This window comes from Mesorhizobium sp. RSR380A, from assembly GCF_054719385.1.
The window spans coordinates 4017509-4039699 of the sequence record NZ_JBTTIB010000001.1 but is presented as its reverse complement, the minus strand read 5'-3'; the positions used below and the strand labels follow the sequence as shown (position 1 = coordinate 4039699).

Sequence of the window (22191 nt, the reverse complement as noted above, 5' to 3'; positions counted from 1 at the left end):
TTTGGGCGGCCGTCTTGAAGGGCTCATGCGTGATCAAAGCACTTCGGCAAGGAAGTGCTTCAGACGTGGGCTTTTCGGCGTGTCGAAAATCGCGGCAGGCGTGCCGGCCTCGATGATGCGGCCTTCATCCATGAAGACGACCTGATCGGCGACCTTGCGGGCGAAGCCCATTTCATGTGTCACCACGACCATTGTCATGCCGCGCCGGCCGAGATCCGCCATGAGGTTGAGCACGCCCTTCACCAGTTCGGGATCGAGTGCGCTTGTTACCTCATCGAACAAGATGACCTCCGGGTCCATCGCCAATGCACGAGCGATTGCCACACGCTGCTGCTGGCCACCGGAAAGGCTCCCTGGACGATGGTGTTTGCGGGTCGCAAGCCCGACGTCGGCAAGGCGCGCCTCGGCGATGCGCTCAGCTTCCTTTACAGGGAGCCCCTTTACCTTGGTCAGCGACAGCATGACGTTTTCGAGCGCGGTGTGGTCGGGAAACAGATTGAACTGCTGGAAAACCATGCCGACACGCCGGCGCAGTTTTTCAGGCTTCATCGCCAGGATGCTCGCACCATCGAGCAACACCTCACCGCCCTTGGGCTCGACCAGGCGGTTGAGGCAGCGCAGCAGGGTCGACTTGCCCGAACCTGATGGGCCAATCACGCATGTGACCGTGCCAGGCTTGACTGCCAGGCTGACGCCTTTGAGAACATCGAGGTCGCCATAGGCCATGTCGAGATCGGTGATGGCGAGACTGCCGCCCTTGAAGCGGGGCAGCGCTGAGCGGGCATCAGAGCCGGCCTCCGAAGGTGCACTGCCGGTGGAGCCCTCCAGTTCGCTCACTTCGGCCAGGCCGCTGATGACGAGGCCGGCCTTTTGCTTTCCGACCCGCAGCGAGTTGTCGATGTAGTTGACCACATGGGTCAACGGCACGGTGATGACGAGATAGAACACGCCGGCCAGAAGCAATGGCGAGAGGTTTCCGGTGACCACTGCCTGGTCCTGACCGACACGGAAGATCTCGCGCTCCGAGGCGAGCAGACCGAGGAAGTAGACAAGGCTTGAATCCTTGACGTTGCCGATGAACTGGTTGACGAGGGCCGGCAAGACGCGGCGGATGCCTTGCGGGATCACGATCAGGCGCATGCCTTGGCCGTAGCTCATGCTGAGCGCCCTGCAGGCCTCCATCTGCCCGCGCTCGACGCTCTGGATGCCCGAGCGGAATATTTCGCCGATATAGGCGCCGGCGATCAGGCTCAGCGCAAGAATGCCGAGCGGAAAGGGCGAAGGGCCGAAGATTTCACGGCCGATGCGGGCAAAGCCCTGGCCTATCAGCAGGATGGTGACGATCGCCGGCAGCCCACGGAATATATCCGTGTAGACCCGCGCCGGAATGCGCAGCCAGCGCGATTGCGAGATGCCCATGACCGCCAGGATCATGCCGAGAATGACACCCAGCACCGTCGACGCGGCGGCGAGGATCAAGGTGTTCTTCAATCCGATGGTGATCATGCTGGGCAGCACGTCCGCCATGGCCTGCCAGTCGAGGAAACTGCGCCGCAGGTTTTCGAGCCAGTTCATTCGCCCCCCTTTCGGTTGCGCTATTCACATCGTCCGCATCAAGGACGGCGGCGTAATCCGGCCGCCGGCATGAGAGCCAGCGGCCGGGTACGGTCTACTTCTTGGGAAGATACTGGTCGGGCATCGGCGAGCCGGGGAACCACTTTTCATAAAGCGTTTTCCAGGTGCCGTCCTGCATGGCCGCGTGAAGGGCGGTGTTCAGCGCATTGCGGAGCTTGTCGTTGCCCTTGCGCAGGACGAAGCCGGCCGGCGCGTCAAAGGAAGGAATATTGACCGCGATCTTCAGGTTCGGATAGCGAACGCCATAGTCCTTGGCAGCCTCGTAATCGAGGAAGTGGGCATCCACGGTTCCGTTGTTAAGCGCCGAAACGGCGGAGTTGTTGTCGGGGAATTTGACGAGATCGGTTCCGACAAAATTCTTCGCCGCGTAGATTTCCTGGAGCGTGCCTTGCACGACGCCGAGACGTTTGCCCTTGAGCCCGTCCGCCGACGTGATCGCCTTGTCGGCAGTAAGCACGGACAGATAGCCTGCGATATACCCGTCGGAAAAGTCGACGGTCTTCTTGCGTGCTTCCGTCGTGCCGATTGCCGCGACCGCGACATCGAAACGCTCGTTTGCAACCGAAGGCATCAGCGCCGAGAATTCCTGGCCGGTGAAGATCACCTGGTCGGGCTTGAAGCCAAGGCGGCTCGCGACGTTGCGGAACAATTCGATGTCGAAGCCGGTGAACGACCCATCGGCCTGGGTGAAAGCGTAGGGTTTGGCATCGCCCATGGTTCCGACGCTGATGACCTTCGCATCAATGAGGCCATAGGGATTGTCATCCGCGGCGGCCGCTCCTGAAACCAGCCCGGCGCCGACGCACATCGCCATAAGAGCCATTGCGCCGGTTCTGACCGGGCACATCAACGACTTGAGAATTTCTTTCCTGCTCATGTCTTTCTCCACTCTGAAGGTCTGTTCTTCTTGGTATTTCCGTCGAGCCGCCATCTGGCGCGCCGACATGCCCTTGCCGAAATCACGGTCCGTCACGCCTCTCGGCTCCACTCCTTTTAAAGAGACCGGTCTCATATTGCGTGAGACCGGTCTCTTTGTTAATCGTTATCGCCACGTTGACCTCCCGTCAACAACTCTTGTAGTCGTCATCCGATGAAAAGAACCGCCCCCAAGACCCCGTCGATAACGGTCAGCGACGTCGCCCGCGCGGCCAATGTTTCGAAAGCGACAGCCGCGCGCGTGCTCGGCGGATACGGCGTCGTCAGCGACATGATCCGCGCGGAAGTCATGGCCGCGGCCAAGGCCTTGGACTATCGTGCGAACGAGCTCGCCCGCAGCATGACGACCGGCCGCTCCGGCATCATCGGCGTGGTTGTCGGCGACATCGAGAACCCGTTCTTCAGCCTCGCGGTACGCGGCATCAGCGACGCGGCAAAGGCAGCCGGGTTCAACGTCATCCTGGCCAATTCCGGCGAGAAGATCGAGGCGGAAAAGGCGGCCGTGAAACTGCTCATCGGCAAGCGCGTCGACGGGCTGATCGTCACGCCGTCGGAATCGCGCGACATCGCGCACCTGCGCGATATCCACCGCTCGGGCCGACCGCTTGCCCTGCTGGATAGGGCGCTGGCAGATCTGGATGTCGATACGGTCACGACCGACGATCGCGGCATCGCCATGCTGGCGACCCGCTTTCTAGCCGATGCCGGCCACCGCAACATCGCCTATGTGACCGCGGTCGACGCCGAAGGGCACGAGTACCGCGATCTCGGGCAGATCTACACCTCGTCGGTCCGTGAGCGCATCGACGGTTTCCTCACCGTGTGCCGAGAGGCCGGACTTGATCGGCCAGAACGCTTTGTTCGCCTTGGCGCGACAAGCCCCACCGAAACGCGCAGGGTTGCCGGCGAGATGCTGTCGGCGCCGGATCGGCCGACGGCGATCCTCGCCTCCGACAGCGTCATTGCGCTGGAGATCTTCAAGGTGACCCGCGAGCGCGGCCTGCGGGTTCCCGACGACATTTCGCTCATCACTTTCCATGATGCGGACTGGACGAGCGTCACCACGCCGCCCATCACCGTTATCGACCAGCCCGTCTACGCGCTTGGCAAGAGCGTCGCGGAATTGCTCATCCGGCGATTGAAGGGAGATTCCCGCCCGGCGGAAAGGCTCGTTTTGCCGACCGCCATCATTGCACGCGGATCCGTTGGCCCGCCCTCGGATGGAAAGCCGCAAGTGCGCCAAGCATAGGCCTGGCGGCGGTACGGCCCACATGAATACGTTAGAACAAGGTCGACGCACTCCGCTTTAAGAATGTACGTCGATCAACCCAGCAAACACCCTGATCGCAATGCCGCGTCCACCGTCATCGGGACGGCACGTGCCGGCTCATGGTTTGAAGAGCGTGACGATGAGCCAGATGCCCGGCTACTTCTTGCGCCTGCCTGGCTTCAGGGCCGCCAAAAGACTGCTGATCCTGCCGGCCTTGCGGTTGCGGATCTCGGCCTCGTTCTTGCGGCGCACCGCGGCGCGGACAAGTCTGGCGCCGAGATAACGCAAAGGCTCGGGCGGCAGCGACATGCGCCGCTCGATGCCGACCAGACCGCTTTCGCTCCAGCGATCCTTTCGCTCGAGCACCAGGCTCGCCAGAATGCGTCCGGCTATCGGCGTCTGCGCGATGCCGGTGCCGTTAAATCCCATGCCGTAGAAGATATTGGGATGATCGCGCAGGTGGTCGAAGACAGGAACGTGTTCAGGCACGCAGTCGATCGGCCCCGACCAGTCATATTCGATCGCCACACCGCGCAGCGACGGGTAGACCCGATGCAGCTCTCGCATATTGTCGCGGCCGTGCTCCGGGCTGCGGTTGAAGCTGGCGCCGAAATTTCCACTGAAGGCGACGTTGCCGCTGCCACGACCGAAGACCACCCTGCCCCCGATGGTGCGCTGGTAGTAGAGCACCTGGGCCTGGGAATCGCAGATCGAGGCACCGTCGCGCCAGCCGATGCTGTCGAGCAGTTCGGGAACGGCGGCAGTGGCAATCACCTCGCTGCCGACGACATAAAGATGTCGCCGCAGTTCCGGCAGCGCGGAAAGCCAGGCGTTGGCGGCAAGCACGATTTTGTCGGCCTGTACCGCGCCATGCGCCGTGCGCACCGTACATGTCATGCCGGGTTCGATGGCGAGGACCGGGCTGCGCTCGTGGATGATGACGCCGCGTGCCAGTGCCAACTTGCGCAATCCGATGGCAAGTTTGGCGGGATGGACCGTGCCGGCAGTGGTCTCGACGACGCCGACATAGGAGGCCGATGAACCGGTGCGGCGTTGAATGTCCTCGGCCGTCAGCGGCCTGAAACGGTTTTCTCCAACAGCTGCCGTCAAGGCCACGGCGGTCTCCCAGGCGCCTTCCTGCGCAATGGAGCTTGCGGTCCACAGCCATCCATCCAGCCTCAGGTCCATGTCTATGGTGCCGTTTTGCTGCAGCGTCTTCAGTTCCGCGATCGATGCCACCGTGTCGGCGCACAGCAGGCGCGCTTCCTCGAGACCGACGACCGCACTGATCTGGTCGATTTCGGCGAACCATGAATGGACCTGACCGCCGTTGCGCCCCGAGGCCCCCGATCCGCACAGATCGGCTTCAAGGATCACCACCCGCGTTTGCGGCGCCAGTTCAAGGATCCGCAGCGCCGTCCACAGACCGGTATAGCCGCCACCGACGATCACCACGTCGGCGCGCTCGTCGCCTCGCAATGGCTCGGTCGCAGGGGCGGCGGCAATGTCCTGCAGCCAAAACGACCGGTCAGATGCAAGCGCGACCGCAGGCTGCCGCAAACGAAGTGTACTCACGCTTGGGCTCCCTGCGCATCGACAATGAAGCTGGCATATTTGGCTGGCAGCCAATCGGGTATCGGACGCGGTCTCTGGGGAAACCCGCCAAGATGGGTGCAGGTCTGCGCCGCCGCGATCGACGCCCTGTGCAATGCCTCCAGGGCGCCGAGGCCGCCGAAATGGAAGCCGGCGAGGAAGGTGGCAATGAAACTGTCGCCGGCGCCACACGTATCCACGACATCGACAAGCGTCGCCGGCGCATGCACGACATTCGTGCCATCGTCGAAGTAGGAGCCGCGTCGACCACAGGTCAAAACTACCTGCCTTGCGCCGGCCGCCCTGAGCCCGCCCAGCGATGGCTCGATGGGAACATCGACATCGTCCGGTCCGGACGCAAACAAAAGCGGGACACCGTCGAGCGGCAGCGCCATATGGGCGGTCGATAGATCGATGCTGAACGGCACATGGTCCGCCACCAATCGTTGGACAAGGTGCTTGTTGGCGTTGGTGCCGAGATGCACCCAGTCGGCCGCGGCGATGACCGCATAGTGCGCGGGCAGCGGCATGAAGTTTTCGCCCACACCGAAGGATTCGTGCAGGAACTTCCGGTCGCCGGATTCATCGCGCAGCAAGGTGACGGCCGTATCGCCGGGACGCCGTTCGACGTCGTCGGGGGATAGGCCGGCACCTGCCAGCTCAGCAAGCACCACGTCGCCTTCGGGATCGTTCCCGACGGCGCCGAAATAGCGCGCGGACCAGCCGTTGCGCCGCCATTGCGCCGCGACATTCAAGGCGTTGCCGCCCACCGTCATCAAGTTGTTGGTCAAATAGGCATCAAGGCAATTGTCCCCGACCGCGATAAGCTTCTTCGACGTCATGCCGGCACCGTTGCGCAATTGAGGTATGGCGCGATGGCGCCAGGGCAGCGTGTCCAGGCTTTTACCGGATCGAGCGCGTAGGAGCCGTTGCCGAACGGCTCGAAGGTGAACTTTCCGGCATAGCCCAGGCGCGCGAGCTCGCTGACATAGTGGCCGAGCGGCAGCGTACCATCCCCCCACACCAGATGCCCGCCTGGTGTGCCGTCGACCAGATGGACATGCGCCAGCCGCGAGCCGAACAGGTCGACATAGCCGGCCACGGTGTCGCCGGCCGTGGCCATGGCGACAGTGTCCAGCACGACGTCGATGTTTTCAGCGCCCACCTCGTCCAGCATTTGGCGCAGGCCTGCCGCATCATTGACGAGGTTGCTCTCGAACCGCTGCAACGGCTCGAGCAGGCAGCGCACCCCGTTTGCGGCGGCGCGCCGGGCGATCTCGCCGATCGAACCGACCGCGCGGTCCCATGCCGGTTGCCGGGGTTCGCTCTCGTAGCCCCGGCCGGGCGTCAGGAAGAGATAGCGGGCGCCAAGCGCCGCGCAGATGTCGGCTGCACGGCAAAACCGCTCGATGCTGTCCTGGCGCAGTGCGGCGTCGCCGGAGGCAATGTTGATTGGATACAACACCTGCTCAGGCGTAAAGCACCAGGCCGACAGCTCGTTGTCGGCGAGTACCCGGCGAACGGATTCGACACGTGCGTCCGTGGCGTGGAACAGGTCCAGATGCTGGGCAATCCCCCACAGCTCGATCTCGCGCAGGCCAAAGCCTCGGATCGTCCTGGCGACCTCATCGAAGGGGAAGTGCTGGAAGCTGAAATTGGCTCCGATCAGCTGATGAGCAGCGAGCTGCGGCATGAAGGCTCCTTTCGGGAATTGTTATTTGCCGATGCCTTCGGCCAAGCCACGGATGAAGTAGCGTTGCGCGCCAAAGAACACGATCACGATAGGCAGCGCCGAGATCGTCATGGCCGCGAACACCACGGCATAGTTGGTCCCGTGGGTTGCCATGATCGACGTCAGTCCGACCGGCAGCGTCTGCACATCCGAGCCGCTCGTGAAGATCATGGCGAAGAGATATTCGTTCCAGGCGAACAGGACGTGCAGGATGACGCAGGAAATGATGATCGGCCGGCACAGCGGCAAGGTGATGCGCCAGAAGATCTGACCCTCGCTGGCGCCATCCATCGTCGCCGCCTCGTCGATGTCTTCAGGCAGATCCAGCATGTAGGCGCGGATGAGGAAGGTGGTGAACGGCACACGGAACGCCGTGTAGAGAATGATCAGCGCCCAGTAGGTGTTGTAGAGACCGAGCGCCTGCAACATCTTCACCAGTGGAATGATCGCCACGGTGGGGCTCAGCATCAAGCCGCCCAGAACGATGGCAATAACCAGCGGCTTTGCCGACATCTTGGTGCGGGTCAGGCCGAAGGCCGTCCAGGCGCTGATCAGGACGGTGCATATGGCCGAAGCGACGGTCACCAGCACCGAGACTGTCACGTAGCCACGCACGCCCTGGTTCCATGCCTGCATGTAATTGTTCCACGACCAATGGGTGGGCAGGGCGAAGGGATCGCCGAAGATCTGCGCATTGTCCTTGAAGCCGCTCAGCGCCATCCAGATCAGCGGATAGATGACGACGACACCAAGGCAGACCAGGAACGAATAGAGCAATGTCCTGGCGATGACCGACCACACATTCACGTTCCGGCTGCGACCGGCTGCGACCATCGCACTCATAGCTGCACCCGGCGGCGCTTGGTGTACCAGAGCTGTGCCGCACCTGTGAGCATGGTCAACATGAAGATGACGGCGGCGATCGCCGCGCCATAGCCGAAATTGTCCTCGATGAAGGCCTTCTGGTAGAGCCACGTGCCCAGCACCTGGCTGCTGTTGTTAGGCCCGCCTGCGGTCATCACCATAACCTCGTTGAACACCTGGAACGCGCCCGTGATGGTGACGATGATCATCAACCCCGTCATTTCCCGGGTGAGCGGAAAGGTGATGCTCCACAGGCGGCGAAGCGGACCCGCGCCGTCGATCGTTGCGGCATCGTAGAGGTCGCGCGGGATCTTCTGGATGGCAATGGCGAACAGCAGCGTCGAATAGCCAAAACCCTGCCATTGGCTCATGGCGATGATGGCATAGATGGCGGTGTGCTCATTGCCGAGCCAAGGCATGACGAGCTGGCTCAGTCCAACACGGCTGAGCGCGGCATCCAGCAAGCCGATCTGCGGCTGGTAGATGAAATAAAACAGCAGGCCGGTCACCGTGATCGAGATTGCCGACGGCACGAAATAGACGGCGCGCCACAGCCGGCGCCAGCTTTCGCTTTTCAGGTCCTCGATAATGGCCGCCAGCAGGAACGCGCCGAAGACCTGGAAGATGACGGAGATGAGAGCGTAGAGGCAGTTGTTCCACAGCGCCAGCAGCACGACCGGGTCATGCAGCAGCCGGTCGTAGTTGGCGAGGCCGACATTGGTGACCTCGCCGGTGTAGATGTCCTGGTCGGTGGTGCTGACGATGAAATTGTCGACGATCGGATAATAGACGAACCAGCCGATGAGGATGAGCGCGATCGCCGCCCATCGCAACGACAACAGGTTGGCGAAGCAGGCCCGCCGGCTCTTTGGCCGTTGCGGCCTGGCGACGCCGATGTCGGCGCCGCTGTCCACTGTGTCCGAGGCCCTTGCCATGCTCGCCTGCTTTATTTGGCCGCGGATGCGGCTTTGCGCACCTCGTCCATCACTTGCTCGGGCGTCATCGAGCCGCCCGCCAGCGCCTGCAGGCTGGACAGCCAGACGGCGGCGACGCGCGGTGGGTTGGCCGTATCCAGCCAGGGCATGAGGTATGAGGCGGCGTTGATATCCTTGAGGCCATCGACCACAGCCGCGCTCATGTTCGATTCCGAGGCGCCGCCGATGGTGGCGCTCGGCTGGCCATAGGGTGGCGCAGACAGCACCTGCGCATTTTCCTTCGAAGTCACGAACTTGATGAAATCGATCGCCAGCGGGATGTTCTTCGATGCCGCATTGATCATGTAGCCCTCCGGCGCGCCCTCGATCGACCTGGCGTCACCCTTGGCGCCGGCGGGCACCGGCAGCCGGAAGAATCCGAAATCGGCGGGCTTTAACGCCGACTCCGGCGTGGCGGCCTGATCGAACTCGATGATCTCCTGGTAGTACATGGCCGACTGCGCGTTGGTGAAGGCCTGGAGAGCCGAGGCATAGGATGTGCCGTTGACGCCGGCGCCATCGGTGCAGCGCTCGACAAGCTGGCTGAACTGCTTGAGTGCTGCGATATAGCCTGGGTCGGTGTATTGGGCGGTGGCCGGATCGAAGTCGCGTTCCAGCGTTCCCTGCGGCACGTTGTAGGCGAGCAGCTGGCCTGCAAAGTGGATTGCCGGCCAGGCCTCCTTGTTGCCGAAGGAGATCGGTGTCACGCCGGATTTGCGGATGGCGTCGCAGCTGGTCAGCAATTCCTCGAAAGTGCCGGGTGCCTTGAGGCTGAGCTTGGCGAAGATCTGCTTGTTGTAGCCCATGAACTTGGCATCCTGGTAAAGCGGAATGCCATAGAACTTGCCGTTGTATTGGAACGCCTTGACGGCGGCTGGAGACAGCGACTTGCCCCACTCGGTATCGGCAGCAATGACGGGCGTGAGATCAACGGCGCGATTGCCGCGCACGAAATTGCCACCCCAGCTGCCTGTCCAGGAGAAATAGATATCGGGCAGCGAGTTGGAAGCGACCAGCGTCTTGGTCTTGCCCTTCACGCTGTCGTCGCTCTCCTGGATAAGTTCGACCTTCACATCCGGATGGAGCTTCTCATAGGCCTGTGCCAGGTTGACGAAATACGGCGACAGCTGTTGCAGCCCGAACTTCGTCAGGACCGAAAGCGTGCCGGTGTATTCCACCTTGGCGTTTGGGTCGGCCGTGACAGCCGGCGAAGCGGCGGAACTGCCGCTTATCGACAACCCCAATGATGATACCGCGGCCACCGTGACCGCCACGATTTGCAGCGAACGTTTCATGGATAGCTCCTTCAGAGGTGAGAGGGGATCAATATTCCACGCGTTTGTAGTAGCGACGGGTGGTCAGCGGGTGGTTGCGCAGCACCTCGAGATGGGCGCTCAGCCGCTCGAGCAAGGTGGCGAGCAGAACCGGCGAGATCATGCCGCGGACCTTTGCGGAGATGCCCAGCAACTTGACCGAGGCCGCGTCCAGCGTGCGAACGCGGTCCGTGTAGCGCTTGGCGAAGTTCTCGACCCGGTCGGCCAGGGGCCGAAGGGCATCTTCGCCCTTGAACACGAAAACGCTGACGCCCGGCTCGACCAACTCGAGCGTACCGTGGAAGAAGTCGGCGGCGTGCACCGGGCGGGTGCGAATCCACTGCATCTCTTCGAGGATGCACATGCCGTAATAGTGTGCCTCCGGCCACACCGAGCCGGCGCCGGTGAAGATGTGATAGGTATCGTCCTTGATTGTCTGGGCCAGTTCGGCCGCCCTGTCCTCAAAGGCAGCCTTGGCGTCGGCAAGCAGATCCGGCAGCAGTTTGAGTTCGGCGACAGTGCCATCAAAATCATCATATTCGCCGCGCTCTTCCAGCAGGGCCAGGACGATCAGCAGCGTCTGCAGGTAGAAGGATTCCGACGAGGTGTCGTCTTCGGCGAAGTTCGTGAAATTGTGGTCAGCCTCCCGTGCGATTGGCGTATCCGAATGGCCGGTGAGCGAAATGGTGCGCACACCACGTTTTTTCAGAAAGGCCATGAGCTCGACGCCTTCCTTGGTCGTGCCCGACAAGGACGGGATGACCACCACGGCCTTGCTGTCGAGACCGGCGGGCGGATCGATCACGACCTGCGCCGGATAGGCACCGCTCACCGGGAAGGTGGAACAGCGCTGCGCCAACTCGATCGCGGGCAAGGTTAGAAGCTGCACGCCGCCGGTGCCCATGAAAAACAGCCGCTCGACGCCATGATCTGCCAGCAGTGTGCGCATCAGTGAGCGAACCTCACCTGCGACGGCGACGGCCCCGCTTTGGATCTTCACGAAGCGGTCCCTATCGAAGTTCAGCATGACGTTTTCCTTGTATTTCGCATGTTACAGGCCTCTAGCCCGCCTTAGGCGTCGGTGGGCCGTCTAGCTCGTTTCCCGATGTGAGATCGATCTCACAAGCAATAATGGGCACGCAATTTCGCCAATGGCAAGTCCTTTAGACGAAATTCTCCGAAATCGAGGGGTTTGCTCTTTAGCGCACAGCGCGCCGGGCAACCGATCCGCGTACGATCAAGCGGGTCTGAAATCGGGTACGGCGCGGTGCAACCTTTTTGCCGGCAAGCCGCTCCAGCAGGTATCTGGCGGCGAGCGGTCCGATCTCGGAGATGGGTTGCGCCACGACCGTTATCTGCGGATCGGTGAACGTGGCGAGGTTGAAGTCATCGAAGCCAACCACCGACACGTCATGCGGAATCGAGAGCCCCATTGAACGCAGGCCAAGAAGCGCGCCTTGCGTCATGAGGCTGTCCACCGTGAACAGTGCGGTGGGGCGATTGCGCCGGCTGAACAGGCGGATCGTGGCTTCGATGGCGTGCTCGACGGTCGAGCGCGATACGCCGATGAGCGCTTCATCGATTGCGATCCCATGCGAGTGGAGCGAGTTTTCGTAGCCAGCCAAGCGTTCCTGTGCCGTAAAGATGCGTGACTCGTCGCGCAAAAGACCGATCCGGTGGTGACCGTTGCCAACCAGATAGTCCACTGCCTCGCGTGCCCCGCCCTCGTTGTCGACGACGACGCTGTCGCATTGCAGGTCCTTTACCACGCGGTCGATGAGCACGATCGGTGCGCCTTCGCGGGCCAGTTGCACGATATGGTGGCTGTCGGTTGCAGACGTTGGGGCAAGGATGAAGCCGCGAATGCTGAGCGAGCGAAGGCTCTCAAGCAGTTCTTTCTCCTGTTCTACATTCTCCTCGCTGCTGGCAATCAGAAGATTGTGGCGGTGCTTGCGCAGTTCCACCTCTATGTCGTGCGCGATTCGGGCGAAGAACGGATTCTGGATATCGCCGGGCACGAAGCCTATGATCGGCAATTGTCCGCTGCGCAGCGCCTGCGCGACGAGGTTGGCCCGATAGCCCAGCCTTTCGGCTGCCTCAACCACGCGGAGCGCCGTCTCGTCGCCAACGTAACCATAGCTGTTGAGCGCCCGGGCGGCCGTGGCGCGCGACACCTTAGCCGCTGCGGCAACGTCCTTTAGTGTGATTCCTTTCTGGGCCACAGGTAACCGTCCTTCTTGGATCTGAACATTGCGTCAGATCATCCTCGGCTCGTCTTGCCGGCATCGTTGTGCGGCATATCGGACGATTCTCAAACTGCGAACATAGCTTTCGCAACTCCTTGCCACCTAATCGAGATACGCGCGCTGTTTGGCTATCTGGAAATTTGATCCACGAATGCACCTACATGTTGTGCAGTCAGTTCATTGCCTTGCACTGCCAGCATACGGCAATGAGTTCACGCCATGGTCCAGGCGGCCTCCCTGGCATCGATCATAACACCGATGGAGACGACTAGCCTTGCCGCCAAACTCGTCCAGCGATTGGAGGCGAGCTTTCAAAAAGGTCGAGCCAGACGCTCAAGGCCCGCTGCACGGAGAGCCATAGGCTGGGAGACTCTGAGCAAATCGGGAATCTGAGTCGCTTGCTCTGAACCGTCGGCATCATGCTGCTAACCGGTTTTGATCCTCCGGGGCTCCGCATTGGCAATAGCGACGAAAATGCTGTCGAGCAGACCCTTGTCGCGGAAGGAACTTGCCAAGCAAGGGCACCTCGGCCAAGTACGCAAACAACGCCCGGAGACGAGGCGCATCCGGCAGCACCCTTTTGGGGCCAGATAGAGACTCAGAAACCCAAAGCTTTCATCTTCCCGCTATTGAAACGGAGGACTCGATCGTGACGCGTGCGCCCGACCATCGCCAACGGTGGGCTCCAAACTGATCGAAACTTCTCGTCGACCTTTGCAAGGTGATTGATCATCGGGGAGACCAAAGCCGAAACACTGGGGTTGGTGTCTCCAGTGACGCTGAACGAAGCTTCAGGGAAAATCCCAAATCTGCCGATTTCCCTGGCGCTGTCATTGCAACGATCGAGACAATCAGGGAGACCGGACCGGAGGCACGAGACGCCGCGTCCTTCCGTGGGGTCGCTCCTCCAAACCGTTTGACGCAATTTAGAGATGTTGCCTTGACCCCGCACTAGCGTCTACTGCATCTCCCAGCGGGAGCGTCACCAATGGCGAGAAAGTCTGTCCGACGCAAGTCAACGATTTATGATATCGCGGTGGCGGCAAAGTCGTCCCCGACCGCCGTCAGTCTCGTCCTCAATGGCTCGTGGCAACAGCACCGGATCAAGGCGGAAACCGCAGCGACCATCCTCGATTGGGCTGAGCGGCTTGGCTATGCTGTCAACCTCAAGGCACGAGGATTGCGGCTTTCCCGATCCGGACTCGCTGGAATGATCTTGCCACATTACCGCAATCGCTTCTTCGCCGGATTGGCCGAAGCCTTTGAAGCGGAATCCCGCGTCCACCGCTTGTGCCCGATCGTCGTCAGCACCCATCGCAATCCTGATAACGAGTTGAGTGTGACGGAAACCCTGCTGGCTCAGCAGGTGGAATTTCTCTTCCTTGCGGGCGTTCGTGACCCCGATCCGCTGAATGATCTGTGCCGGGCAGCGGGCGTCCGGTGCATCAACATCGATCTGCCAGGCCGCCGGGCTCCCTCAGTTGTTTCTGACAACTACGGGGGCGCCAAGGCGCTCACAGAGATCATTGTTCAGAAATTGAAAGAACGAGGGGGCTCCACCGAAGATCTCTTCTTCTTTGGCGGGGTCAGCGATGATGACGCAACACGTAGCCGTTTGCTGGGTTTTCACGATGCGCTGGCAGCGCATGGGATTGTTACGGGCCCGGGCACGATTGACTGCTGCGGATACGCACCGACCAACGCTGCTCGGTCTCTCGCTGCACGATACGCTCAGCTTGGGCATCTGCCCTCAGGTATGTTCGTCAACGGCGTGACCGCTCTTGAAGGAACATTGCGGTTCACTTCGACACTAGCCTCAAGTGAGCTTGGACGGGTTGTTGTCGGAAGCTTCGACTGGGATCCATTCGCGGCGCATTTGCCCTTCGATGTGACCATGGTCCGACAGAATGTCGAGGTGATGATTGCTGAAGGATTTTCGCTTCTCGAGAATTATTCGATAGACCACTTTCCGCTGGTGACCGTACCGACCAGCTTTGGGCGAACCGGAGAGCATGACGGCGCCCAAGAAGATTGGGATTCGGCATCCAAATCGAGCATCGACCACTAGCAATTCTTTGTCACGAGACATCGTTGCAGAAGTTCAACTCCGTTCATCAGCACCTCGGATCTGGGTAGCACCGCCTCCACCCAAGGCTCGCGGGCGATCGCATGTCGTTCTACGGGTGCAGCCTGAGTGCGAAGGGCGGATCGTTTACATCAATCGAGAAATGTTTTTAGACGCTGGTGGCGTGACCGCCTTGCTAAATCTATTTAGCACCTTGACCGGCCGGCATTCAAAGTCTTTTATGGCGCGTTCTGGGAGGAATGCGGCGCCGAGTGCGTCAATGCCGTCGGGCACAAAGGGGTGGGCCAAACAAAGCCGACATGGGCAATAGGCAACTGAAAAACTCGTCAATCAGGGAGGAATTAAATGTTAGCAAAAACTATACTCGCGGCAGCGTTCGGCGCAGCCCTTTCGGTCGCCACAATGAATGCTGCGCTGGCAAAGGACGTCAAGGTTGGAGTTGTCGTGAAGATCGGCGGCATTCCCTGGTTCAATGCCATGGAAACGGGAATAAAGGAAAAGTCGAAAGAGCTTGGCGACGACGGCTTCATGGTCGGGCCGACCAGCGCCGACCCGGCACTTCAGGTCCGCGCGATCGAAGACCTGATAGCTCAGGGCGTCAGCGTAATTGGCGTCGTGCCGAATGATGCAAACGTTCTCGAGCCGGTTCTAAAAAAGGCGCGCGACACGGGCATCAAGGTCATAACCCATGAATCGCCAGACCAGGTGAACGCTGATTGGGACTTCGAAATGGTCTCGGCCGTTGGTTTCGGTGAGGCCCATGCCAAGCTATTTGCCGAGAAAATGGGCGGCAAAGGCAAGTACGTTGTGTACGTAGGTTCTCTTACTGTGCCCGCACACAATGCCTGGGCCGATGCTGCAATCGCCTACCTGAAGAAGAACTTTCCCGACATGCAGATGGTTGGCGACAGATATGGCGTCGCCGAGAGCGCCGATGACAGCCGAAAGACGGCTCTGGATGTGCTTGCCGCCAATCCTGACCTCGGCGGCTTCCTGACGTTCGGCAGTCAGGGACCGATCGGCGCCGGACGCGCGATCGAGGAGCAGAAGCTTGGTGACAAGGTGGTTCTTGTCGGTTCATTCTCGCCTAGCCAAGGCAGCGCAATGCTCAAATCCGGCATTATTGACGGCGGCTATATGTGGAATCCTCTGGAAGCGGGCAAAGTATTCGTAACGATGGCTGATTTTCTGGCGGGCGGCGGTGAAATTACCGACGGCATGACGATCGAAGGTCTGGGTGTCGTTCACCCTGACTTCAAAACCGGCACCATCATCGTGGACGCTGTGCAGCCTATCACGGTCGAAACGGTCGATGGTCTTGCAGCCCTAGGGCTTTAGATGGCGGACCATGGCTGGCGTGCCGGGGTGGCAAATCAATCCCGGCACGCCCCATCCTTGTCATTTCAGAAGGGCCCGCCGTGAACCTCGTCGCGTCTACGACGCAGGACCTCCCATCGGTTCTGTCGTTTAGCAACATAAGCGTCACATTTGGTGGCGTTAGAGCCCTCCAGGATGTCGCCTTCGAGGTTCTCCCGGGTGAAGTGCAATGCATCGCCGGTGAGAACGGCAGCGGCAAGAGCACCCTGATCAAGGTAATCACCGGCGTTTGTCAGCCGCTAGCCGGCGCAAACATGTCGATCGCCGGAAAGTCTGTCGACATCATGTCGCCGGCCGCGGCGCGCAGCGCCGGGGTGGAAGTCATCTGGCAGGACCTCGCACTGTTTCCTGAAATGACAGTCGCGGAAAATATCGGGATCAGAACTGTCCTCGGCAACATGCCTCGGCTCGTCGATCATTCGCGCATTCGCGAGGTGGCGCGAGGGCTGTTGGCGCGGCTTGGCGCCGACCTCGATGTCGACGCGCCTCTGCGTAGCTTTGCAATCGCCCAACGTCAGATCGTCGCCATCGCCCGGGCGCTCGCCGGCGATGCGAAGGTTATTTTCATGGACGAGCCCACATCGTCGCTTACTCAATCGGAAACAGACCGGTTGCTCGCGATCGTTCGAACACTCTCGAATGAAGGCATGGCCATCGTCTTCGTCAGCCATCGCCTTGCGGAAGTTCTGGAGATCTCAAGTCGCGTCACCGTTCTGCGCGACGGTAAGGTCGTTGGGGTGTTCCCGACCGCCGGAATGACCCAATCACGCCTCACCGAACTGATGACCGGCAAGACGTTCGACCAAACCGTGAGCACGAGAAACCTTAGTGGATCACCCGTCGTGTTGAAGATCGATCGATTGACCCGCGCAGGCGACTATGACGACGTTTCGCTGACAATACGGCGAGGTGAAACGCTTGGCCTGACCGGGCTACTCGGCGCCGGTCGCACAGAACTCGCGCTTTCTATTTTCGGCATGCTGCGCCCAGACCGCGGCAGCATCGCACTCAACGGGACGGTTCTTCATCTGAACTCCAACCGCGACGCAATCCGCGCGGGTATTGGATATCTCTCCGAAGACCGCTTGTCCCTTGGTCTCATACAAGCTCAGTCCATCGCCGACAACGCCGTTATCCCGGTGCTCGACAAGATCCTTGATCGAGGGCTGATCTCCTCGGAGAAGAAGGACGCGCTCGTCAATCATTGGATCGAGGAATTGGCGATAAAAGTCGGGCGGCAGACCGATGCGATTTCCACGCTCTCGGGCGGCAACCAGCAAAGGGTGGCCATCGCCAAATGGCTGGCGGTCGGCCTGAAACTGATCATTCTTGATTCGCCAACCGTGGGGGTGGACGTTGGCGCGCGGGCCGGCATCTTCGAGATTGTCGCCAAGCTCGCTGCCGAAGGCCTGGCGATTCTGCTGATATCCGATGAAGTGCCGGAGGTCTATTTCAACGCCGATCGTATCCTTCATATGGCTGCGGGCAAGATAGTCGCCGAATACGATCCGCACGCCATCCCGCTCGGCGACCTGGAAGCTGCCGTCTATGCGTAACCGCGGCAAGCTCTTCCGGGCTCATCCCACCGAGACATGGCTCGTTGTGGTTCTTCTCATCATGAGCGCAGGTCTCTCCGTTGCGAGCGACAAATTCTTCACCATTGCCAATCTCTTCAATCTGCTCAACACAAGCTCGACAAATCTGATCTTCGCGGTTGGGCTGCTGGTGGTGTTGATCGCTGGGGGCATCGACATCTCCTTCGCTGTGGCCGCGTCAGTGGTTCAATACGTTGTGGCGCTGGCTCTAGCCCAAATGGGAGGTGGTGATTGGTTCATCGGCCTCACCTTGGCGGCAATTGTCGGGATCGCCCTGGGTGCGGTGAACGCCGGCCTCATCTACTATTTCCAGATCATTTCAATCGTTGTCACCATCGCCACCTTCAATATTTTTTTCGGCCTTCTGATGTTCTTCACGCACGGTGTATCGATCTACAATCTGCCTGCATGGTGGACGCATCGCACTGTGCTTTTCGAGTTCCAACAGGCGAATGGCAATTGGGCCGAGCTAACACTGCCGGTTGCGATCATGGCGGTCTGCGTCGCCGCCACCTGGGGGCTTATCCGGTATACCACCACGGGACGGCAGCTATACGCTTTTGGCGATAACCCGGAGGGCGCCCGTCGCCTCGGTATCAACATCGCGGCGATGCACTTCATTGCCTTCGGCTGGCTTGGTTTGATGGCCGGGATCGCGGGACTTGTGCAGGTGCACTATTCCCAGGAAATCGTGCCCAACGCATTGGTGGGGCGCGAGCTGGACGTGCTGGCAGCTGTTGTCCTTGGCGGTGCCAGGCTGGGTGGCGGGCGCGGCACCGTGCTCGGTTGCATCCTTGGCGTGTTTCTTGTGTCGGTGACGCAAAACGGGCTGAACCTCCTCGGCATCTCTCCCTATGCTTTCAAGATGATCGTCGGGGCGATCATCTTGATTGCCATCACGCTGTCCAACGCGCCGCTCGGGCATATCCTCGCGGGCTTGCGGCAGAGGATGGGTACATGACGCAGCGCGTGCTCGAAACTGGAGCGCTACGGCACGGATTCTTGCGCCGTCTTGCCGGCACGTTGGGCGCCGAGAATATCGGACTTTTGCTGGCATTGATTTTGGTGATTGCATTCTTCGGATCTCTCTCGCCGCGATTCCTGTCCAAAGCTACCTTTGAATCGGTGGCCTTCCAGTTGCCTGAACTTGGACTGCTTACGCTCGCGATGTTGATGCCGATCATCTCGGGCGGCATCAATCTCGCCGTGACGTTCACGGCCAATCTCTGTGGCCTCACGCTCGCCTGGGTTCTTCAGGCCAACGGAGGACCGGACGCAAGCATCTATGCCTTTCTACTCGGTTCCGTTCTTGCGGTCGGCGTTGGCACGGCAAGCGGCTTGGTCATGGGCCCGGTGATAGCCTATACCGGCGCGCACCCCATCCTCGTTTCGCTCTCGGTGATGATTTTCCTGCGCGGCCTTGGCGAGTTTCTGACCCGCGGCGCCGATATTTCGGGCTTTCCCGAATTCATCCAGCCCCTGGGCCACGGCAGCATCGTCGGCATTCCTGTCCCGCTGCTGATACTGCTCGGCGCAGTCATCGTCTGGCATGTTTTGATGACCCGAACCAGGCTTGGCTTTTCAAACTATATGGTCGGCTCCAACATCGAGGCGACGCGCTATTCCGGCATCTCGACGCGACGCGTGATCATTCTGATCTACGCGCTGTCTGGCGCCATGTGTGCGTTGGCCGGCATTATCATGATGGCACGATTCAATTCCGTCCGTGTCGGCCATGGCGAGTCCTATGTGCTGATTACGGTGCTTGCCTGCTTTTTGGGCGGGGTGAATCCGTTTGGCGGCTTCGGCAAGGTCGTTTCGGTCTTCCTAGCCCTCATCGTTTTGCAGTTGCTTTCTTCGGGACTGAATCTCTTGGGCGCCAGCCAGCACCTGGCCACAGCCATTTGGGGCATCATGCTGATCGGCGTCATGATCTTGCGGTGGGCTGCCGGGCAGCTCAATTTCATGAGGATAACACGATGAAGGGTTTTGGCGTTCATACGAGCATGTGGACGAGTGGTTGGTCCGTAGAGGGCGCCGAGCACACTGTAGCGGCGGTGAAAAAATACGATCTCGATTTCATTGAAATTTCGCTGGCCGATCCATTTTCTTGCAATGCCGATCACACCCGCAAGCTGCTGGCGGCAAATGGCATGCAGGCGGTGTGCTCGCTAGGGTTGCCCGAATATGCGTGGGCATCGCGCCACCCACAGGAGGCGATTGACTTTCTCAAGGTGGCTATCGACAAGACGGCCGACATCGGAGCCCAGGCGCTATGCGGCGTAATCTATGGCGGCATCGGCGAGCGTACTGGCGTGCCACCTACGCAGGACGAACTTGATAACATTGCAAAAGTGATGACGTCCGCCGCCGCGCAAGCCAAGTCTCGCGGCATCGAACTCGGTGTTGAAGCCGTGAACCGCTACGAGAACCACATCATCAACACCGCGGCTCAGGCGGTGGCACTAATCGAGAGAGTCGGCGCCGACAATATGTTCGTGCACCTTGATACCTATCACATGAACATAGAGGAGAAAGGTATGGGCAACGGTATTATCGTCGCCCGCGATTACCTCAAATATATCCACCTCTCCGAGTCTGATCGCGGCACCCCAGGCGAGGGCAATTGCAATTGGGATGAGACGTTCGCAACGCTGGCCGCGATCGGCTTCAAGGGCGGGCTCGCGATGGAGAGCTTCATCAACATGGATCCGCGTCTGGCGTTTGGCCTCAGCGTGTGGCGTCCGGTGGCCGAGAGTGAAGCGGTTGTAATGGGCAACGGTCTGCCGTTCTTGCGCAACAAGGCACGGCAGTACGGGCTGATCGCATAAGTTACATCGCCATGCGAGATCGAAACTCGGCACATCATGAGCCGACTGCATCGACATTGCGGCGACTGCCTTCGAAGCAGGAGCCGCTTGAGAGGCAATATTGCGGCGTTTTAGATCCCGGCCTTCGGCTGCCCCCCGGGCGCAAGCAGCCAACCGGTCGGCGATCGCAACTGCCGTGAACAATCTATTTCACCGGCTCGGGCATCACAGCCTACCTTCGGCGGTTGCGAGCCGGCCCCGCATCAATTCGCGGCGCTTTCGAAACTCTGTGTATTCCTGGTCGGCCAGTACCCCGATCAGGATCACCGATCCACTCACGGCAAAGTTGAGTGAGGAGGGAATGCCTAGAAGATTGACAAGGTTCTGAAGCACCTGCAGCAAGATCGTTCCAAGCACCACACCAATGATTGAGCCTTCCCCGCCCCGCAACGAGAACCCTCCAAGGACGGCGGCGGCGATCGCGTAGAGCTCGTAGAAATTGCCGTGCGAGCTTGGCAGGATCGAGCGTGTGTACATTGCGAGAAAGATGGATGACAGCGCCGTCAGCCGGCGCAGATCACATAGGCGCAGATGATAACCCGGCCGGTACGGATTCCCGAAAACCGCGCGGCCTCTTCATTTTTGCCGACGGCGTAGAGGTATAGTCCGAAGGCGGTACGGTGCAGAACGACCAACATCACCGCCGCCAGGACAAGCAGGAAGACAAAAGAATGAGGAATGGGAATGGAGGTAGGCATTGTTGGTAAGAACCGAAACCAGATCGGTGCGACCGGTGGTGAGATATTCCAGATCCTCGAAGCGGGTTTCGTAGGGAAAGCCTGCCGTCGCATCTTGGTGTTGCCCTGCTGCTCGCCGGCATGAAGATCGCCCGCACCATCCTGCGTCAGCCGGCCCTGCAGGCGGTGATCGCCGAGGAGCTGTCGCTGGGCGGGGCCGCCGACCTTTCCGATCAGTCCATAACAGACCACATCCTCGAACACGCCAAGACGGTTTATCACCCCTGCGGCACCTGCCGGATGGGCACCGATGACCAGGCGGTGGTCGACCCGCAATTGCGCGTGCGCGGCGTGCCGCGCCTACGCATCTGCGACGCCTCGATCATGCCGCGTCTCATCAGCGGCAACACCAACGCGCCGGTGATCATGATCGCCGATCGGTGCGCCGATTTCATCCTCGGCAGCGCTTAGCGAGAAACGGGCAGCCCAGAGAAATCCAGGCTGTTTTGAGACGGTGTATCTGTCCAGCGCATGCAGCGACTTTGTCGCGACCGAAACCGGACAGCTTGACGCCGCCGGGCGGCACGGTGATGTCGGCGCCGCCATACATTGCATAGGTCCTATCAAATCGAGACTGGGATAGCGATGCCAACGCGCTGCTGTTGGCCGCCAGAAAGCTGGTGCGGAACGCCTGGAGAAATTCAGGCGATGCAGGCAGCTTCACCAGACGCAGCAGTTCCAGCAGCATCCATGACGGCGCCGAAGTCGCGCCCGGCTTCCAGATCATCGCTGCGCCGGCCACACGCCCGGCCACTCGGTCTACCTCGCAAACTACGGCAAGGAACAGCGCATGATTTCGGGCGACACGATGTATGTGCCAGCGCTGCTGGCGCCGCATCCGGAGTGGCAAGGCAGCTACGACCAGGACGGGCCGATGGCGATCACCACGCGGCACAAGCTGATCGATCGCGTGATCGCCGACAACATCCGGATCTCGGGCGGGGGCTCTCAGAGAAGTTCCTG

19 protein-coding genes and 2 pseudogenes are annotated in these 22191 nt (G+C 60.5%); 9 read left to right on the top strand and 12 right to left on the bottom strand.

Going from position 1 to position 22191, the window contains the following annotated elements; genetic code table 11:
- Nucleotides 1-33 precede the first annotated feature (33 nt).
- Both ACYG9Z_RS19430 and ACYG9Z_RS19425 read right to left on the bottom strand, forming a co-directional pair.
- Nucleotides 34-1575, bottom strand: coding sequence for an amino acid ABC transporter permease/ATP-binding protein (locus ACYG9Z_RS19430; protein ID WP_023751759.1), 1542 nt, complete (start codon nucleotides 1573-1575; stop codon nucleotides 34-36).
- A 94-nt stretch (nucleotides 1576-1669) separates the two neighbouring features.
- The gene (locus ACYG9Z_RS19425; protein ID WP_023692311.1) at nucleotides 1670-2512 is read right to left on the bottom strand and encodes an ABC transporter substrate-binding protein; all 843 of its coding nucleotides are present in this window, start codon (nucleotides 2510-2512) and stop codon (nucleotides 1670-1672) included.
- 213 nt (nucleotides 2513-2725) lie between these two features.
- Between ACYG9Z_RS19425 and ACYG9Z_RS19420 the strand changes: the two genes are divergently transcribed.
- A complete protein-coding gene (locus tag ACYG9Z_RS19420) occupies nucleotides 2726-3820 on the top strand; it encodes a LacI family DNA-binding transcriptional regulator (RefSeq protein ID WP_023667753.1) in 1095 nt (364 codons plus the stop codon).
- A 177-nt stretch (nucleotides 3821-3997) separates the two neighbouring features.
- Here the strand turns inward: ACYG9Z_RS19420 and ACYG9Z_RS19415 are convergent, their stop codons facing one another.
- From ACYG9Z_RS19415 to ACYG9Z_RS19380, 8 genes are all read right to left on the bottom strand, one after another.
- Nucleotides 3998-5470: an NAD(P)/FAD-dependent oxidoreductase gene (locus ACYG9Z_RS19415; RefSeq protein ID WP_245259878.1), complete on the bottom strand. Its 1473-nt coding sequence runs from the start codon at nucleotides 5468-5470 to the stop codon at nucleotides 3998-4000.
- A complete protein-coding gene (locus ACYG9Z_RS19410; RefSeq protein WP_023751757.1) occupies nucleotides 5413-6276 on the bottom strand; it encodes a PfkB family carbohydrate kinase in 864 nt (287 codons plus the stop codon). The genes ACYG9Z_RS19415 and ACYG9Z_RS19410 overlap by 58 nt, the downstream gene beginning before the upstream one ends.
- The gene (locus ACYG9Z_RS19405) at nucleotides 6273-7127 is read right to left on the bottom strand and encodes a sugar phosphate isomerase/epimerase family protein (RefSeq protein ID WP_023751756.1); all 855 of its coding nucleotides are present in this window, start codon (nucleotides 7125-7127) and stop codon (nucleotides 6273-6275) included. Before ACYG9Z_RS19405 ends, ACYG9Z_RS19410 begins: the two co-directional genes overlap by 4 nt.
- 21 nt (nucleotides 7128-7148) lie before the next feature.
- On the bottom strand, nucleotides 7149-8009 hold the full coding sequence (locus ACYG9Z_RS19400; protein WP_023714949.1) for a carbohydrate ABC transporter permease: 861 nt from the start codon (nucleotides 8007-8009) through the stop codon (nucleotides 7149-7151).
- Nucleotides 8006-8965, bottom strand: a complete 960-nt coding sequence (locus tag ACYG9Z_RS19395) for a carbohydrate ABC transporter permease (RefSeq protein ID WP_023682778.1) — start codon at nucleotides 8963-8965, stop codon at nucleotides 8006-8008. Before ACYG9Z_RS19395 ends, ACYG9Z_RS19400 begins: the two co-directional genes overlap by 4 nt.
- A gap of 11 nt (nucleotides 8966-8976) precedes the next feature.
- Entirely contained in the window at nucleotides 8977-10299 is a 1323-nt protein-coding gene (locus ACYG9Z_RS19390) for an ABC transporter substrate-binding protein (RefSeq protein WP_023682779.1), read from the bottom strand.
- Between the two features lie 28 nt (nucleotides 10300-10327).
- Entirely contained in the window at nucleotides 10328-11344 is a 1017-nt protein-coding gene (locus ACYG9Z_RS19385; RefSeq protein WP_023682780.1) for an SIS domain-containing protein, read from the bottom strand.
- Between the two features lie 172 nt (nucleotides 11345-11516).
- Entirely contained in the window at nucleotides 11517-12539 is a 1023-nt protein-coding gene (locus ACYG9Z_RS19380) for a LacI family DNA-binding transcriptional regulator (RefSeq protein ID WP_023751755.1), read from the bottom strand.
- Nucleotides 12540-13551: 1012 nt separating this feature from the next.
- Here ACYG9Z_RS19380 and ACYG9Z_RS19375 point away from each other — a divergent pair.
- The 6 genes from ACYG9Z_RS19375 to ACYG9Z_RS19350 all read left to right on the top strand — a co-directional run bounded on the left by ACYG9Z_RS19375 (nucleotide 13552) and on the right by ACYG9Z_RS19350 (nucleotide 20452).
- Nucleotides 13552-14631: a substrate-binding domain-containing protein gene (locus ACYG9Z_RS19375; protein ID WP_023692318.1), complete on the top strand. Its 1080-nt coding sequence runs from the start codon at nucleotides 13552-13554 to the stop codon at nucleotides 14629-14631.
- Between the two features lie 363 nt (nucleotides 14632-14994).
- Entirely contained in the window at nucleotides 14995-15987 is a 993-nt protein-coding gene (locus ACYG9Z_RS19370) for a substrate-binding domain-containing protein (protein ID WP_023704355.1), read from the top strand.
- Nucleotides 15988-16067: 80 nt separating this feature from the next.
- Nucleotides 16068-17582, top strand: coding sequence for a sugar ABC transporter ATP-binding protein (locus ACYG9Z_RS19365; protein ID WP_023704356.1), 1515 nt, complete (start codon nucleotides 16068-16070; stop codon nucleotides 17580-17582).
- Entirely contained in the window at nucleotides 17575-18582 is a 1008-nt protein-coding gene (locus ACYG9Z_RS19360; RefSeq protein ID WP_023681803.1) for an ABC transporter permease, read from the top strand. The genes ACYG9Z_RS19365 and ACYG9Z_RS19360 overlap by 8 nt, the downstream gene beginning before the upstream one ends.
- The gene (locus tag ACYG9Z_RS19355) at nucleotides 18579-19604 is read left to right on the top strand and encodes an ABC transporter permease (protein WP_023667740.1); all 1026 of its coding nucleotides are present in this window, start codon (nucleotides 18579-18581) and stop codon (nucleotides 19602-19604) included. The genes ACYG9Z_RS19360 and ACYG9Z_RS19355 overlap by 4 nt, the downstream gene beginning before the upstream one ends.
- Nucleotides 19601-20452 (top strand): sugar phosphate isomerase/epimerase family protein, encoded by an 852-nt coding sequence (locus ACYG9Z_RS19350; RefSeq protein ID WP_023751754.1) that lies wholly within the window; start codon nucleotides 19601-19603, stop codon nucleotides 20450-20452. The genes ACYG9Z_RS19355 and ACYG9Z_RS19350 overlap by 4 nt, the downstream gene beginning before the upstream one ends.
- Nucleotides 20453-20656: 204 nt before the next feature.
- Here ACYG9Z_RS19350 and ACYG9Z_RS19345 read toward each other — a convergent pair.
- Nucleotides 20657-21325 (bottom strand): annotated as a pseudogene (locus tag ACYG9Z_RS19345) (ABC transporter permease); the annotation flags it as partial.
- On the opposite strand from ACYG9Z_RS19345, the gene ACYG9Z_RS19340 reads away from it, so the two are divergent.
- The gene (locus tag ACYG9Z_RS19340; RefSeq protein WP_023751751.1) at nucleotides 21310-21639 is read left to right on the top strand and encodes a GMC oxidoreductase; all 330 of its coding nucleotides are present in this window, start codon (nucleotides 21310-21312) and stop codon (nucleotides 21637-21639) included. The pseudogene ACYG9Z_RS19345 and the gene ACYG9Z_RS19340 overlap by 16 nt on opposite strands.
- On the opposite strand, the gene ACYG9Z_RS19335 is transcribed toward ACYG9Z_RS19340, so the two are convergent.
- A complete protein-coding gene (locus tag ACYG9Z_RS19335) occupies nucleotides 21620-21955 on the bottom strand; it encodes a hypothetical protein (RefSeq protein ID WP_023807576.1) in 336 nt (111 codons plus the stop codon). The genes ACYG9Z_RS19340 and ACYG9Z_RS19335 overlap by 20 nt on opposite strands.
- Here ACYG9Z_RS19335 and ACYG9Z_RS19330 point away from each other — a divergent pair.
- Nucleotides 21915-22168 (top strand): annotated as a pseudogene (locus ACYG9Z_RS19330) (MBL fold metallo-hydrolase); the annotation flags it as partial. The gene ACYG9Z_RS19335 and the pseudogene ACYG9Z_RS19330 sit on opposite strands and share 41 nt — an antisense overlap.
- Between the last annotated feature and the right edge of the window lie 23 nt (nucleotides 22169-22191).